This is a genomic window from Flavobacterium sp. Flavsp81, from assembly GCF_059491325.1.
This window is the reverse complement of sequence record NZ_CP168505.1, coordinates 1,025,624-1,044,023: the sequence shown is the minus strand read 5'-3', so window position 1 is coordinate 1,044,023 and position 18,400 is coordinate 1,025,624. Positions and strand designations below refer to the sequence as shown.

At 30.6% G+C, this 18,400-nt stretch carries 5 protein-coding genes; all 5 read left to right on the top strand.

The window, feature by feature from the left end:
* Nucleotides 1–38: 38 nt before the first annotated feature.
* Genes ACEN92_RS04325 through ACEN92_RS04305 form a run of 5 tightly spaced genes read left to right on the top strand, consistent with a single transcriptional unit; the run spans nt 39 to nt 18,398 of the window.
* Complete coding sequence (locus ACEN92_RS04325) at nt 39–3,965, top strand: amino acid adenylation domain-containing protein (RefSeq protein WP_495641143.1); 3,927 nt, start codon at nt 39–41, stop codon at nt 3,963–3,965.
* 13 nt (nt 3,966–3,978) lie between these two features.
* The gene (locus tag ACEN92_RS04320; protein ID WP_495641142.1) at nt 3,979–5,025 is read left to right on the top strand and encodes a serine hydrolase domain-containing protein; all 1,047 of its coding nucleotides are present in this window, start codon (nt 3,979–3,981) and stop codon (nt 5,023–5,025) included.
* Nucleotides 5,026–5,039: 14 nt separating this feature from the next.
* The gene (locus tag ACEN92_RS04315; protein ID WP_495641141.1) at nt 5,040–8,462 is read left to right on the top strand and encodes a non-ribosomal peptide synthetase; all 3,423 of its coding nucleotides are present in this window, start codon (nt 5,040–5,042) and stop codon (nt 8,460–8,462) included.
* A gap of 9 nt (nt 8,463–8,471) precedes the next feature.
* Nucleotides 8,472–10,076, top strand: coding sequence for an MBL fold metallo-hydrolase (locus ACEN92_RS04310; RefSeq protein WP_495641140.1), 1,605 nt, complete (start codon nt 8,472–8,474; stop codon nt 10,074–10,076).
* A 6-nt stretch (nt 10,077–10,082) separates the two neighbouring features.
* Nucleotides 10,083–18,398, top strand: coding sequence for an amino acid adenylation domain-containing protein (locus ACEN92_RS04305; protein WP_495641139.1), 8,316 nt, complete (start codon nt 10,083–10,085; stop codon nt 18,396–18,398).
* Nucleotides 18,399–18,400 lie beyond the last annotated feature (2 nt).

Genomic DNA, 18,400 nt, shown 5'->3' with positions numbered 1-18,400 from the left:
AGCTTAAACAATAATAAAAATATTCAATTTCTCAAAATATGAAAGATTTATATTCCATTGATAAAAATCTTAAACAAGATAGAAAAGAAGAGCTGATATCTTTCATAGGTAAAGAAAGATATCAAGCTTCTGAAGAGTATTGGCTGAATCAGTTCAAAGGAGAAATTCCAATATTAGATTTACCCAGTTTCAAAACGCGTCCCTTAATTCAAACATTTACTGGAGATTCGGTTACTCATAGTTTTACAAATGATTTTCTGAAAAAAGTAAAGAAATTTTCTCAAGAGCAGCAAACGACCTTGATTACAATGTTAATGGCAGCGGTAAATGTTTTGCTTTACAAATACACAAAGCAGGACGATATTATAACGGGAACAACTGTAGGAGGAAGAGATCATTTTGGTTTAGAGAATCACTCTAATATGCACATGAATATATTGGCTATTAGAACTCAGATTGATAAAGAAAGCACATTTCTGGAATTTTTACAATTCCAAAAAAAAGTGTTGTCGAATGCGTTTGAGCATCAGGAATATCCTTTTGATGAACTAAGAAATCAATTGAATAAAGGCAGTCACCATTCCGGGCTTTTTAATGTATTGGTTGTTTTAAATGATAAAGAAGTACTAAGAGAAGATCGGATAATTGATAATAAATGGTCGGAGCCTGATTTAAAAAAACATATCTGGGATATTTCTTTTAGTTTCATTGAAACTGAAAAGTTGGATCTGATAATTGAATACAATGCTGATATCTATGAATATGAAATTATAAATAGAATATTTGGTCATTTTGAAAAAATTGTGACTAGTATTATTGCCGATGATAGCCTAGTAATAAAAAAAATTGAATGTATCACGGAACAGGAAAAGCATGAATTACTATCCTTCAATCCTAGTGTTAAAGAAGAAACAGAAAATTACACAATTCTTGACCTTTTCAAAAAACAGGTACAAAATTATCCTGATAATATAGCAGTAGTTTCTGATGGAATAAGTTTGACTTATAAAGAATTAGATGAAAAGTCAAATCAGTTAGCTCATTATTTGATCAGCGAGGGAATTGAAAAATATCCCAATGTATTGCTATGTTTTAATACAACTATGGATAAATCCATAATAGGAATATTAGGAATAATGAAATCAGGCGGAATATATATACCACTTGATTCTGATATTCCTGAGGATAGGATATCTTATATTATAAAGGATACAAAAGCTAAATTTGTAGTAAGCAACCAGGTTGATTCAGTAGTTTTTGCCAATAAAGATATTGAGATAATATGTTTGGATGACAGAAATGAAGATTGGAATCAAATGCAGCATACACAAACTACTAATATTGTAGATCCTGTTGATTTGGCTTATATAATTTATACTTCAGGAACTACTGGAAATCCTAAAGGTGTTATGATAAGCCATGAGAATCTTTCTGATTATTTTATTGGATTGAACGATAAGATTAGCATCGGGAAAAACAAAATTAATTGCCTAATGTCAACTTTGTCAACAGATTTAGGAAACACAGTACTGTATAGTTCGTTAATTTATGGAAATACGCTACACCTATTTTCAAAAGAAAAATTACGCGATTCCATGTACATACACGATTATTTTGCAAAACATGAGATCGACTGTATTAAAATAGTTTCTACTTATTGGAAATCATTGGAGTATGATAATAATTTACTATTGCCTCAAAGTATGATAATTTTTGGAGGTGAAGAATTGTCAAGCAGCATCATAAATAAAATAAAAAAGGTAAAACCGTCAATACGTATTATTAATCATTATGGACCAACAGAGACCACAATAGGAAAATTGCTGCATGAAGTAAAAGATGATCTTATGGGGAAAAATGTGCCAATTGGTAAACCTTTTTCAAATACGAAGATTTATGTAGTGGATGAAAATTTAAACTTATGTCCAAAAGGGATCTGGGGCGAACTGTTAATAGGAGGAAAAGGAGTTTTTCGTGGTTATTTAAACCAGCCTTCTTTAACAAATGAAAAGCGCATAAAAAGCCCATTTCAAGACGACGACCAATTATACAAGACAGGTGATCTTGTAAGAATGAATTTGAACGGGGAAATTGAATTTGGATCAAGATTCGATAATCAGATAAAAATTCAGGGATACAGAGTTGAATTAAGTGAAATTGAAGCAACAATTATTCACCAAGATTATATTAAGGAATGTAGTGTTACTATCATTGATAATTTAAATTCAGATAAAATACTGGTAGCATATATAGTGATAAAAGATGGCTATAATGAGCAGAAATTCAAGGAAAGTCTGAAGAAAAACCTTCCAATGCATATGATGCCTGCTATTATTGTAGAGATTGATAACATACCGGTGACATCAAATGGCAAAGTAGATAGAAAGAAGTTGCCAAGTGTAGATTTGCAAAAAAACAATTCTATATTTATCAGTCCTGAAAATGATTTGCAAAGAAGAATCATAGTAATACTTGAAGAGATTTTTAATAGAAAACCCATATCTATAAACGATAATTTCTTTGAATTGGGAGGAGATTCTATAAAATCAATACAAGTAGTTTCAAGATTGAGCCAGAGTGGTTATTTACTTAGCCTGGGCGAAATTATAAAGAATCCTGTAGTAAAAGATTTTTCAGAAAAGGTAAAATTAAAAAAGACAAACCAGAACAAGGAGGATATTTTTTCCGGAGATGTACCGCTTTCGCCAATTCAGAAATTATTTTTTGAAAAAAAGAAAGGGGATTACAACCATTACAATCAATCTATTGTTTTAGATGCTCATGAAATACAAGTAGAGAGTATTAAAAAAGCAATTAAAGAGTTAATTCAATATCACGATACCTTAAGAATTAAGTTTAAAAAAGTTGATAATGAATGGACACAGTATTACGGAACTTTAGAAAATGTATATCGTTTTTCTACTGACTTTTATCTGGATGAAAATGATTTTATCGAGAAAAACAGAGCTTTAAGCAAACAACTCAATATTGAAAATGGGCCTTTGATACAAGTTTGTTTACTGAAAAAAGAAAAGCAGGATAGACTTTTATTTATTGTACATCATTTATTAGTTGATGGTGTTTCGTTTAGAATTCTTGCGGAAGATCTATCTAATTTGTATAATAAATTTTTATATGATACCCATTTTGAAATGTCTCAAAAAGGAAGTTCACTAAAAGAATGGCAAGGAAAACTTATCGAGTATTCAAATAAATTTAGTCTTATAGGAGAGAGTGTCTATTGGCACAAAATCAACAAAAAGCCTTTTGAAAAATTACAGATTAATTTTCGTGCTGCAAATACAATAGCAGAAAGAGAAAAACATCTGATAATTCTGGAGGAGGATAAAACACAAGATTTAATTACTAAGTGTTATAAAAAGCATCAAACAGAAATTAATGAAATATTAATCACAGCTCTTGCTTTAGCGGTAAATGAAAGATTTGGATTCAAGCAAATTTTAGTGAATTTAGAAGGACATGGCAGAGAAAATATAGGTTATGATTTAGACATTTCAAGAACCATAGGTTGGTTTACCTCAATGTTTCCAGTCCATATTGACTTAAAAGAGAATAATAAGGATGTTATAGCAACTTTACTTGAAATTAAAAATAATCTCAATACTATTCCAAACAAAGGTATTGGGTATGGAATTTTGAAATATTTAAAAAATGAAGACTTAAATGTTACTCCGGAAATTACATTTAATTATTTAGGAGATTTTACGTCAAGTATCAGAAACAATTTAAATAATAGTGTTTTTAAAGGGATAGAATTTACTTATCAGGACGCTTCTGAAAAAAGTGAGTGTAGCGACATTCTTAATTTTACCGGAATTATAAACGAAGGCAAGTTGTTGCTCTACATCAACTTCAACAAATTTCATTTTACAGTTCAGGAAATCGAAATGTTATCTCAGTCGTATAAAAATCATTTGATAAACATAATAAAACAATTAATCTAATAATAAAAAAGATATGACAATTTTAAAAAAATATATTTTATTGCTCTGCATTCTTATTTCTTTGATTTCCTGTTCAAAGGAAAGAAAAAACAATACGGAGTATGATTATGATCATAAAATAGATTCTGTTTTTAATAGCTCTAATCAGGGCCGAAAATTTAATGGTGTAATTCTTATTGCAGATAGTACAAAGGTTAAATATTGTAAAAGTTTTGGTTACTCAGATATTGAGAATAAAATACCACTGAAAAAAAATGATCAATTTATAATTTTGTCTATTAGCAAACAAATTACAGCTGTACTATTATTAAGATTGGTCGAAAAAGGAGATATTGCACTTGATGACCCAATAAATAAATATTTAAGTGGTTTAAACCCAAAATGGTCTTCAGATATTACGGTTAAAAACTTACTTAATCACACATCAGGTATTGTAGATTTAAACGAGCCGTTAATTTCTAAACCCAATTCATCTTTTAAGTATAACAATGCAAATTATGTATTGTTGGGTAAAATAATTGAAAAAGTTTCAGGAAGAACATTTAAGAATTTGTTTACTGAACTAATGCAGGAATGTAAAATGAAAAACACAATATTTCCTGAAAAAGATTTCCAAAATTTTGTACATAGTTATAATTATATAGGTGAGACCCGATCTAAAATTGATAAAATAACATTTGATCCGTCTGAAGTTCCGGCAGGAGGAGTAATATCAAATGTTCAGGATCTATTAATATGGAATAACAACTTATTTGGTGGTAAATTAATTTCGAAAAAGTCATTTCAGGAAATGGTCACACCTTACTCTGAAACCAAACACTCCGTTTTTGGAAATACAAAGATGCATTATGGTTTTGCACTTTATCTAAATGATATAAATAAAGAAGTTGGACATACTGGTTATTCTGATTCTAAAGGATTCACAGTTTTAAACTTGTATTATTTAAATTCTAAAAGGAGTTTAATAACGATTGAAAATCAATCTTATGAAATTGATAAAAAGCCTTTTTTGTATGAAAAAATGCTACGTGATCTAGTTATTCAAAATAAAAATAATTAATTATAATTTAAATAATGAATAATATACAAGATCTAATTTTAACATTTAAAAAGAAATCTATAACCATTTCATTAGATAATTCTGAGGAAAATCTTAAACTTATCGGGAATATTGCGAATGTTACATTAAGTGATAAACAAGAGATCCTTAGCAAAAAGCAAGAATTAATTGCATTTTTAAAGCAAGAATTAATTGAAGGGCAAGAAAGCCACAAGACCGATATTCGTTTTGATGATGTAAATAAATCAAACGTGTACTCAATTCCAAAAGCACCACAATCAGAATCGTATCCACTAACTGCTTCTCAAGGTCGTTTGTGGATCATAAGTCAGTTTGAAAATGGTTCATTAGCTTATAATATGTCTACTTCAATAAAAATTGAAGGTGATTTTTGCGTTGATAAATTTGAGAAATCTTTTCACTATTTGATCAATCGTCACGAGATACTTCGTACCTATTTTGTTGCGGATGATAAAGGAGAGGTAAGGCAATATATCTTGCCAAAAAATACATTCGATTTCAAAATAAGTTTCAAAGATTATTCTGATTCTGCCATTCAGGCACAAGAGGTAGATTCTTATTTAGAACTAAAAAACAATGAAGCTTTCAAACTGGAAAAAGCTCCGTTGTTAAGAGTTTCAGTAATTAAATTAGCAGAGAAAAAGCACATATTTTCGCTGTGTATGCATCATATCATAGGAGATGGATGGTCGATGCAAATACTTATGTCTGAGGTAATAGAATTTTATAAAAACCTGATTCAGGAAAAAGCAATACAAGTTCCTGAATTGTCCATTCAATATAAGGATTATGCAGTGTGGCTTGCGGCCGAATTTAAAAACAAGAAGTATCAGAATGCGGAACAATATTGGTTAAAACAATTTTCTAATACTATTCCTGTATTGAATTTATCAGGATTTAAAGGACGTCCATTAGTTCAAACTTACAATGGGAATACTTTTAGTCATCGATTTTCTGAAACTTTTTTAGAAAATTTAAAGGCATTTTCTAAAGAAAAAAAATCGACTTTGTTCATGACCTTACTTGCAGCGATTAATATCGTACTGCACAAGTATACAGGTCAGGATGATATCGTAATAGGAATTCCAATTGCAGGTAGAGAACATCCTGATCTGGAAAAACAAATAGGATTGTATCTAAATACATTAGCTATTAGAACTCCCTTGAATAAGGAAAGTAAATTTCTGGATTTTGTGGAATTGCAAAAAACAATATTGTTAGATGCCTATCAATATCAGCAATATCCCTTTGATGAGTTAGTAGGAAAGCTAAATTTAAAAAGAAATACTGGGCGCTCTGCACTATTTGATGTGATGGTAATATTACAAAATCAAAACCAGTCTTTTCAGAATCCGAATCACAATTCTGATGAATTGAAAATAAGTAAATACGAAAATAGTCATAAGACCTCACAGTTAGATATGACATTTGCATTTGTTGAGCAAGGTACAAATGGCTTATTGTTAAATTTGAATTACAACAGTGATATATATGATCATCAAATTGCAAAAAGAATAGCAGGGCATTTTGAACAGGTGATAACTCAGGTTCTGGCAGATCAAAATGTATTATTAAAGGATATAATATGCATCACTGAAAATGAAAAACTGGAATTATCAAAATTTAATGCTACTGAGAAAGATTTTCCAAAAGATAAAACAGTTATAGATTTATTTCGTGAACAAGTAACAAAAGTTCCTGATAATATTGCCGTAAAAGATGATTTTAAAAGTTATAGTTATAAAGAGTTAGATTTAAAATCAGATAGAATTGCGTGTGAGATTGCAGCAAATTTTGGTAGTAATTACGAGCCTATTGGTGTTTGCATTAAAAGGTCAGCAGAACTTATACCATTATTATTGGGTATTTTTAAAGCAGGTAAATCGTATATTCCAATAGATCCAAATTTGCCTGAAAAGCGAATAAAATATATTGCAGAAAATAGTGGTATAAAAGTCATTTTTACTAATGAATTTCACGATGACTCTAATGAGATTAAATGCGTAAATAGTGATCAACTAGGTAAAGAACAGGTTACAGATACACCCTATAATTCAAAAGTAAAACCGGCGGACACTGCTTATATCATCTACACTTCTGGTTCAACCGGTAATCCAAAAGGGGTGGAAATTGGACATAGTTCACTATTTAATTTTCTTTTAAGTATGAAAGAAAAAATGAATGTTAAAGTTCAGAATTTATTTTTTTCTGTAACAACCTATTCATTTGATATTTCAATTCTGGAATTTTTTCTGCCATTAATTTCTGGTGCAGAAGTATATATTGTAAATCAGATATTGTTTTCTGATCAAAAAGAATTATCAGATAAAATAGAAGCACTAAAACCAACATTTATTCAGGCAACACCAAGTTTTTATCAATTATTATTTGATGCCGGCTGGGAAGGAGATAAAACTATTAAGATTCTTTGCGGAGGCGATATGTTAAGTGAAAAGCTGGCAGAGAAATTACTTTTAAACGCAAAAGAGGTCTGGAACATGTACGGACCTACAGAAACTACTATTTGGTCCAGCACTAAAAAAATAGAAATCCCCTCAGACGCTTTAAATATTGGAACTCCTATTGATAATACAAAATTTTACATCTTAGATGATGGGATGAATATGGTGCCAATAGGTATTGCGGGACATATTTTTATAGGTGGCGATGGTCTGGCAAAAGGATATTACAATAATTCAGATTTGACAAAAGAAAAATTTATTACCAATCCTTTTAACAAAGCCGAACGGATATATGATACTGGCGATCTGGGACGTTGGCTGCCTAATGGAAATATAGGTTTCTTAGGAAGAGAAGACAATCAGGTAAAAATTAGAGGGCACAGGATCGAGTTGGCAGAAATTGAAATGGCATTATTACAATATTCTGAAAACCTGCTTCAGGTAGTAGTAGACACCAAAGAAGTTAATGCAAATAAAGTGTTGGTGGCCTATTTTATTGCAGATAAAAAATTAGATAAATCAGAAATCAGAAACTATCTGCAAAGTAAATTACCTGAATATATGCTTCCCAATTATTTTATAGAGCTGGATATTTTGCCACTCACAGAAAATGGAAAAGTAAATCGTAAAGCTTTACCCGAAGTATCATCAGAGGATTTTATTAAAAAAGAGTATATCCCTCCTACAAATGAAATTGAAGAAAAATTAGTTGAGATATGGCAAGAAGTTTTAGGTATCGAAAAAATAGGAATTACAGATGATTTCTTTGAGTTGGGAGGACATAGCCTCATTGTGATGAAACTAAAAAGTATAATTGAGAGTCATTTCTTAATTAAAATAACAACAGTTGATGTATTTAATAACCCTACTATTCAAAGAGTATCAATATTAATCAAGGAACTGAATTTTATAAATAAAAAGAATAATGTTCGAAAATCAAGAACAATAATTTAATACAATAGCATGAAGAAATTAGTTTATTTAAAACCTAACGTAGTAATTGAACCCTTAATTGAAAGATGGTTTGCATGGGCTCATTTAGTATCGCCTTCAACCGCAGCAATGAATATTACAGGCCGACATTTGGAGATAATGAATTCGTATATAGAATCGCCGGAACTTCATAAAGAAATGGTCAATAATCCTAAAATGCTTGGCGGACCTTTTATGGATTATAATGAAAACAGGACTGAGGACATTAAAAAATTAATGGAATCTACTTTAATAAATCAAAGAGATTCTATAAGCTTTTCATTAGCAGTTAGAAAATTAGTAAAAATGCTAAAAAAAGAAGCAAAAGGACAATCATTGGAAGGGCTTTATGAGCTTGTACCAGAGATTTTGAAAGGATATGTTGAACTTATCTATGATTTGAATGGAAATGCATCATTTAGATTTTTTGAGAATCTTTTATATAAAAGCAAATATTATAATAAAAATAGCCAAAGTATTGCCTTATGGGTTACCAATAATGATTCTCGTCCTTTCTGCTTAAGCACACCAAAATTAAATGAGGATGATGTCTTGCATTTAGATATACCTTTTGATGATAAATTTATTGACGAATTAAGTAAAATGCGTCGAAATCCTCAAGAATATGATGTTATACGAGGGTATTTAGGGGATTTAAGTGAAAATGAAGAGACTTTATTTCAATCTTTTTTTACTGAAGAAACATCAGTTCCTTATGTTAAATATACTGGAGATAAGATCAGAATGAGATATTTTGGACATGCATGTATTTTAATAGAGACAAAAGATGTAAGTATATTGGTAGATCCATTAATTAGCTATTATGGCTATTTATCAAGTGTTGAGCATTTTTCTGATTATGATTTGCCGGATTCAATTGATTATGTTTTGATAACTCATAATCATCAGGATCATGTTTTATTTGAGACACTTTTGCCTTTGAGACATAAAATAAAAAACTTAGTTGTGCCAAGAAGTGGTGGAGGACATCTTCAGGACCCTTCAGTAAAATTGATGTTTAATAATATTGGTTTTAAAAATGTTATTGAAATTGAGGATTTTGAAACTGTGGAGTTTTTAGATTGTAAAATTACTGGTGTTCCCTTTACAGGAGAGCATAGTGATTTAGATATAAAAGCAAAATTGTGTTTCCATATTGAAATATCCAATTTCTCTCTACTTTTTGTTGCTGATTCGAGAGTTTTAGAAAAAAAAGTATATGAACATACACAACCTATAATTGGTAATATTGATGTTCTTCTTCTGGGAATGGAATGTGATGGAGCTCCTTTAACCTGGCTTTATGGCCCTTTACTTGTAGAAGAGCTACAAAAAGAACACGATCAATCAAGAAGACTTGCCGGATGTGATTTTAATCGTGGGATGACTTTGGTAGATATATTTAAACCAGAAGAAGTATATGTATATGCCATGGGGCAGGAACCATGGTGTGAGTTTATTAGCAGTATTAAATATACTGACGAATCGAACCCTATAGTTCAATCTAATTTATTAATAAATGAGTGTCTTTCCAGAGGATTGGTCGCTGAGAGATTATTTGGAGAGAAAGAAATACTTTACAATAAAAAAAAATAAAAAACCATGAGTAAGGTTAGAGAGTTACTTGTTCAATTAAAAAATAACGATATAGATATTCAACTGGAAAATGATAATCTGGAAGTATACTATGATGGAGAAGAATTAGATGAAATTAGTTATAACCTGATAAAAGATAATAAAGAGGATATAATTCAATTTTTTAAGAATTATAAAAGCGACTCAGATACATTTTTTTCTATACCATTAGCTTTACGTCAGGAAAGTTATCCATTATCAGCTGCTCAAAACCAATTATGGATATTGAGCCAGTTCGAAGGGGGTAACTCAGCATACAATTTATCCAGTGTTCATGAGCTTGAAGGAGATTTAGATATACAACAGGTCGAAGCATCTTTTAGATTTTTAATAAAAAGACATGAGTCGTTGAGAACCGTTTTCAAAGAGGATAAAAATGGAGAAATAAAGCAGTATATTTTAGATTTTGAAGACATTGATTTTTCTTTGCCTTTCGAAGATTTTAGGTCAATTGAGCGTTTAGATGCTATAAATCAAAGTATTGAAAAAGAACAAATAAACTCTTTTAATCTTGCAAAAGGATTACTATTCAGAGTAAAAATATTTCAGACAGGAGAATCAACATTCTTGTTGAGCTTAGTGATGCATCACATCATAAGTGATGGATGGTCGATGGAAGTGATGGTAAAAGATTTATTCAGCTTTTATAACAACAGCTCAAAAAAAGAGGGAAAAGTTTCATTGCCGGAACTCATAATTCAATATAAAGATTATGCAGTTTGGCAGCAGGATATGTTAAAAAACAATAAGTTAGAGAAAAACAAAGAATATTGGTTCAAACAATTTAGTGGTGACTTGCCTACATTAGTGTTGCCATCACAAAAGCAACGCCCTGTTATAAAGACTTACAACGGAAAAACTTTAAATTTTGAACTAAATTCAGCTCTTTTAAGCTCCCTAAAGGAATTAAATAAGTCACAAGGAGTAACTTTATTTATGAGTTTACTAAGTTTAGTGAAACTTCTATTATCCAAGTACGCTCATCAGGAAGATATCATTATAGGAAGTGCAAGTTCCGGAAGAGAAAATGCAGATTTAAAAAACCTCATTGGATTTTTTGTAAATGCATTACCATTACGAACCATAGTAAAAAGAGAAGAAAGTTTTATTGACTTATTAAACAATGTTAAGACAGTAACTTTAGAATCTTCTGAAAATCAAATTTATCCACTCGATGAATTAATGAGGAACCTAACACTGTATCGTGATATGAGTAGAAGTGGATTGTTTGATGTCATGCTTGATTTAAGACAGTCTTTTGCTGTTTTAGATGAACAGGCAGATAAACAACCCGATAACTTTACTATAAAACCATATAATGCGGTTGAAAATCTAAACAGTAGATTTGATTTGTACTTTAATTTTATTGAAAAAGACAAAGGGCTTGGGTTATCACTTACATATAACACCGATATATACAGTCAGGATTTTGTAGAACAATTATCAAAACATCTGGAGCAACTTTTAGGAGAGGTATTAAGAAATCCTTCTATGCCAGTTTCAAAAATCAGTTATCTTAATAGAGATGAGAAAATACAGATATTAGAAAAATTTAATTATACTAAAGAAAATTTTCCTAAAGATAAAACCATAATTAACTTATTTGAAGATCAGGTAGAAAGTACACCAGATAAAGAAGCGTTGTTTTTTGATAATAAACGTTTTACATACCGTGAGTTAAATGAAAAAGCCAATCAGTTAGCGGGATATTTACTAGAAAACTATAATATAAAACCTAATGATATTGTAGGAATAAAACTGGATAAATCAGAGACTTTTATTATTGCTATTTTAGGAATATTAAAAGCCGGAGCAGCTTATTTACCTATAGATATAAATTATCCGGAAGATAGAGTAGACTTTATCGAGAAAGATAGTAAATGTAAACTGGTGCTGGATGCAGAAGAAATTATGCTTTATAATTTTGAAAGATTTAGATACGGAAATGAAAATCCAGTTGCTGCAAACACAGCATCAGATCTGGCTTATGTTATCTATACTTCCGGAACAACAGGAAATCCAAAGGGTGTAATGGTAGAACACGGGAATCTTGTAAATTCAACTTTAAGCAGATTAAATTATTATCAGGTAGACAGAATTTTACTGATCTCTTCATTTGCATTTGATTCCTCTATAGCCGTTATCTGGAGTGGCTTGCTTGGAGGCACCTTAGTAGTCGAAAAAGATGAAGTATTAAAAGATATTGAGGATATTACCAAAAGAATAATAGATAATAAAATAACAGACATGCTTTGTGTACCAAGTTATTATTCGGTACTATTTGAGGCATTCAAAAAAGAAAAAGCGAATCTCAGCTTACGAAATGTTATTCTTGCCGGTGAAGCAATTAAATTAGATGTAATTGCCACACATAACGCACATTTTGATAACATTGGCTTATATAATGAATATGGACCTACAGAGTGTACAGTTTGGGCAACGGTAGCAAAAGTAAATAATTGCAAAAATGTAATTCCTATTGGTAAGCCTATTTCCAATACTCAGATTTATATTTTAGACAAAGATTTACAAATCGTTTCCACAGATATAACAGGACGGATCTATATTTCTGGAGACAATGTCGCCAGAGGATATTTAAATCATCCTGATTTAACAGCCAAAAAATTCATCGAAAATCCTTTTATACCCGGACAACGAATGTATGATACGGGAGATTTGGGAAGGTGGTTACCAAATGGAGCTATTGAGTTTCTGGGAAGAGAAGATCATCAGGTAAAAATTAGAGGATTTAGGATAGAATTAGAGGAGATAGAAGCTGCTGTTTTAGATTATTCGGAGCTAATTACTCAAGTAGTTCTTGAAGCTAAGGATGTTAATGAGGAAAAAACACTTGTCGCTTATTTTGTTTCGAATTCTGAAATAGATAAAACAGAATTAAAAAGCTTTTTACAAGAAAAACTTCCGGAGTATATGATACCGGTTTTCTTTGTAGAGCTTCAAATTTTGCCCTTAACTCCAAATGGGAAAATAGACAGAAAAGCATTGCCTGATGTTGGTAATGATGACGTAATAAAAGGAGAATATATAGGAGCAAGATCTATAGAAGAGAAAATATTAGTACAAGTCTGGGAAGATGTATTAAAACGAGAATCTATTAGTGTTAAGGACAATTACTATAATTTAGGCGGTGATTCGATTAAATCAATCCAGATTATATCTAAATTAAAACAAAAAGGATATAGACTTACGCTTTTGCATTTATTCAACAATCCTATACTTGAGGATCTCGCGCAATATATTGAAGTTAGTAATAAAATCATCGATCAGTCTGATGTAGTTGGACCAGTAGAGCTGACACCGATACAAAGTTATTTTTTCAATGATTCTGTTTTTAAAGCGCACAATTATTATAATCAATCAGTAGTATTAAAAAGTACAACCGCACTGGATCTTGAAATTCTGGAAAAATGTTTTACCAGTATATTAACCCATCATGATGCACTAAGAATGGGTTTTAGTCATGAAAATGGAATATGGAAACAAAAAAACAGAAGTAATCTTGAAGAAAACCATGCTATAAATTTTTACGACCTTAGAGAGGATAAAAATGAACTTGAAACAATCTCTAAGATTGGAGCAGAAATGCAGGCGGGCTTTAAACTTGATGAGACAACGTTGATTAAAACGGCACTTTTTAGATTAAAAGATGGCGATCGACTGGCAATTATTATTCACCATTTAGTTATTGACGGTGTTTCCTGGCGCATTTTATTAGAAGATTTGACATTATTATATAATGAATACAAAAAAGGAAAAGAACCAAAACTACCTTTAAAATCAGATTCATTTCAAAAATGGGCATCATCACAGAAAGAATATGCAAACGGGGAAAAGTTAAATGCAGAGAAAAACTATTGGAATGCAATAGCAAATGAAGCTATTCCTAATTTTCCAACAGACAGCGAAATAAAAAGCAGAGAATTTGATATCAAAGATGTATTGACTTTTACTTTAAGTCCTGAGATCACTAATTTACTGCAAACCAAAGTAAATCGTACCTATAAGACAGAAGTTAATGATGTTTTGCTTACGGCATTAGCGATTGCACTACAGGAAAGCCTGGGTATAACTAAAAGTATTTTACATATTGAAGGCCATGGAAGAGAAGATATAATTCCCGATCTTGACATTAGCAGAACTATAGGATGGTTTACGACCGTTTATCCTTTTGTTTTAAAAACTGCAGATACAAATGTCTTGACAGACAATTTGATAGATGTTAAAGAAAGTTTAAGGAAAATTCCAAATAAAGGAATAGGATACGGAATTTTAAAATATTTATCCCCGCATTATATCCCTGAAATTAATCCGTCAATTGCATTTAATTATTTAGGAGATTTTGGCAATAATGCTGATAATAAAAAAGAAGAATCCATATTAAAATATGCTTCAGAATTTATTGGTTTAAATATTGATGCTCGAAATAAAAGAGATGTAGCTTTAGAAGTTATAGGAATATTGGTCGAAGGAAAACTCAATATCAATTTCAGGTATGCTAAAGAAATCTATAATACAGAAACAGTACAAAAAATCATCAATTCTTACGAAAAAGCCTTAATAAAGCTTATTGAGAAGTTGGCAAGTTTAGATATAAGCTATCTGACACCTTCTGATTTATCTTTTAAAGAAGTAAGTGTTGAAGATTTAAATCGAATAAATGCCGATGGTAGAATAGAGGATATTTACAAACTTTCACCTTTACAACAGGGATTATATTTTCATTGGACATCAGGATCTTCTTCCTCAATGTATTTTGAACAAATGTCGTACCGTATAAATGCGACTAATTTAAGGATTGACAATGTTAAGGAAGCATACAATAAACTTATTGATAGACACGGAGTTTTACGAACAAGTTTTACAGAAAATTTAGCTAGTGAACCATTACAGATTGTAAGGAAAAATGTTGAAGGTGATTTTTCATTTTTAAAAATAGGAAACCAAACTAGTGAAGTTTTTGTAAACGAAACAAAACAAAAGGATAAGCAAACAGGATTTAATCTTGAAAACCCTACTCAAATGCGTTTGTTGGTACTTGATTTAGGAAATAATGAATATGAATTTATCTGGAGCCATCATCATATTCTTATTGACGGATGGTGTATGAGTATATTAATTAATGATTTTTATCAGATACTTCATGGCATAAATCAGGGTATTTCAGTAGAGCTTCCCGTAGCAAAACCTTATTCTCAGTATATCGAATGGCTGGATAAAATAGATAGTGCAAAATCTTTATCATTTTGGAAAGACTATCTGGCAGATTATTCAAATGTTGCTCAAATTCCTTTTAAAATTGATAATTCTGTTGATTACGATTATAATGAATCAGTAGAAACACTAAAATTAGAAGGCGATTTGTTCAACAAAATGAATGATTTGTGTCATGAAATAGGGATAACCCAAAACACCTTTATTCAGGGAATATGGGGATTTTTGCTTTCAAAATATAATAATACTCAAGATGTTGTATTTGGTTCAGTAGTGTCAGGAAGACCGGGAGATTTACCGGGAATAGAGACGATTATTGGTCTGTTTATCAATACTATACCTGTAAGAGTTAAGTATAATCCTGAAGACACAGCTACATTTTTTCTGAAAGAAATTCAGCATGCAGCAGTTACTGCCCATGATTATCATTATCTTAATTTATCACAAGTCCAGTCACAAAGTGAGTTAGGAATGAGCTTAATAAATCATATACTTGTTTTTGAGAATTATATGGTTCAGGAAGCAATTCAAAATGATTTGTCAAATACAGAGGAAGAACTAACAATAAAATCCGTTGAAATATTTGAGCAAACTAATTATGATTTTAATTTAATAATTGTTCCTGGAAAATCATCACTAAAAATTGATTTTAAATACAATGATAACAAATATGATACAACGCTAATTAAAAACATAATTCATCATGCTCTTAATTTAGTTGAGCAAATTTGTGAAGATGTAAATCAGCCATTAAAAAATCTCTCCTATCTTACTGCATTAGAAAAAGAAAAGCTAACAATTGATTTTAATAATACTCAAGTTTCTTATCCTGATGATAAAACAATAGTAGATTTGTTTGAATCTCAAGTAAATAAATTTCCGGAGAGAATAGCTATTTTAACCGATAATAAAGGTGTTACATATCAGGAATTCAATAAGTTGTCCAATCAATTATCAAATTATCTTATAAGTAAATATGCTATTACAGATAATGATGTTATTGGAGTAAAACTAGAAAGAAATGAATGGTTAATAACATCAATATTTGGCGTGTTAAAAACATCAGCGATTTATTTGCCAATTGACATTAATTTACCTGAAAAAAGGGTAGAATATATAAAAAATGACAGTCAGTGTAAAGTGATTATTGATGCTGCTTTTATAGAAGAATTTATAAAATGCAAAAATGATTATTCTGATCTTAACAAAGTAAGAAAGAACAAATCAAAAGATGTTGCTTATATAATTTATACATCAGGAACAACAGGACAGCCAAAAGGAACTTTAATAGAACATCATTCTTTAGTTAACAGATTGCTTTGGATGCAGAAATCATATTGCCTATCAGATACTGATGTGATTATGCAAAAGACACCTAATTCATTTGATGTTTCAGTGTGGGAATTATTTTGGTGGGCTATAGAAGGATCAAAAGTTGTTTTTTTAAAGGACGGTTATGAAAAAGATCCGGCTCAGATCATTGAGCATATTGCACAATTCTCTGTAAGTGTAATGCACTTTGTGCCCTCAATGCTTACACAATTTTTAGAATATGTGGAAAGCGAACCTGAATCAATCAATCAGCTAAAAAGCCTTAAAATAGTCTACGCAAGCGGAGAAGCTTTAAGTGTAGCAACCAATAATAAATTTCATGAATTATTAGAAAGCACAAAACTAATTAATTTGTATGGTCCAACCGAGGCTACAATTGATGTTACGTATTTTGATTGTTCTAAAAATTTGAGTTCTATACCTATAGGCAGACCAATTGACAATACAAAAATGTACATTTTAGACAACCAGCACAACATTGTTCCGGTAGGTGTTGAAGGAACCATTTTTATAGCTGGAGTTGGTCTGGCAAGAGGTTATCTGAATCAGGCTGAATTAACCAGCCAAAAATTCATAGACAATCCATTTGTTTTAGGACAATCCATGTATAATACAGGTGATGTAGGTAAGTGGCGCTCAGATGGAAATATTGAATATTTAGGTCGAAATGATGACCAGGTAAAAATAAGAGGAAATAGAATTGAACTTGGCGAAATTAATAAAACACTAGAAATGCAGGAGCAGATTAAAACTGCGCATGTATTAAAAATAAAAGATAAACTAGTTGGTTTTATACAAGTTGATGATGTAGTAAAACTTGATTTTCAATTAGAAAATCATTTGAGAAGTGAATTATTAAAATCTCTTCCAGCATATATGATACCACACCATTTTCAACAAATCAAGGAAATACCCCTGTCTTCTAATGGTAAATTAGACAGGAAAAACTTAATCAGTACATATAAAGCTTCCATAAATGGAGGAAGCGGGCAAGATACTATAAAACTATTATCTCCCAAATCACTTGAGATGGCAGAGATATGGTCAGAAGTGCTTGATATTTCAATAAATAATTTAAATCCTGAGCTGAGTTTTATTGAACAAGGCGGAGATTCTTTAACCATGTTGAAAGTAGTTGCAATATGTAAAAAGAAAGGATATCTGGTAACAATCAAAGATTTTATGATGTCGCCTTATCTTAATTTTTTAGAGACTACAGATAAAAAAGAACATTCTCCTGATAAAAAGGTAAATCAAGAAAGAGATAAAAATCAAGATATACCTTTTGTTCTATCTCCAATCCAGCAATATTTTTTTGATGTCAATAAGCATAAATTAAATTTTGTCATGCATGCATCTTATTTCATCAGTCCGGAATATGATTTAAAAAATATTGATAAAAGCTTTGACACCTTGACCCAGGATCATGACTCTTTTAGTCTTAGATTTAAAAAAGAAAAAGGTTTATGGCAACAGCATTATGATTACGAGAGTCAACGATATTTATTGGAAGAGTCAACAGAGGAAGAAATGAATGTTGAAAAAGCTATTGAAAAGGCAATCTTGTCAATAGATATAGAAAAGGGACCATTACTGTACATAAACGTGTTTTATGAGGAAGAAAAACCTGTCATGTTCATCGCCTGTCATCATTTAGTGATGGATGCAGTTTCATGGCAAATACTTCTTAGTGATGTACAATTAAATTATATTAAATAAAA

What these genes read in the sequence shown, in the direction of transcription:
- ACEN92_RS04310 (WP_495641140.1), top strand. Translation starts at nt 8,472, where the DNA reads ATGAAGAAATTAGTTTATTTAAAACCTAACGTAGTAATTGAACCCTTA.
- ACEN92_RS04325 (WP_495641143.1), top strand. Translation starts at nt 39, where the DNA reads ATGAAAGATTTATATTCCATTGATAAAAATCTTAAACAAGATAGAAAA.
- ACEN92_RS04320 (WP_495641142.1), top strand. Translation starts at nt 3,979, where the DNA reads ATGACAATTTTAAAAAAATATATTTTATTGCTCTGCATTCTTATTTCT.
- ACEN92_RS04305 (WP_495641139.1), top strand. Translation starts at nt 10,083, where the DNA reads ATGAGTAAGGTTAGAGAGTTACTTGTTCAATTAAAAAATAACGATATA.
- ACEN92_RS04315 (WP_495641141.1), top strand. Translation starts at nt 5,040, where the DNA reads ATGAATAATATACAAGATCTAATTTTAACATTTAAAAAGAAATCTATA.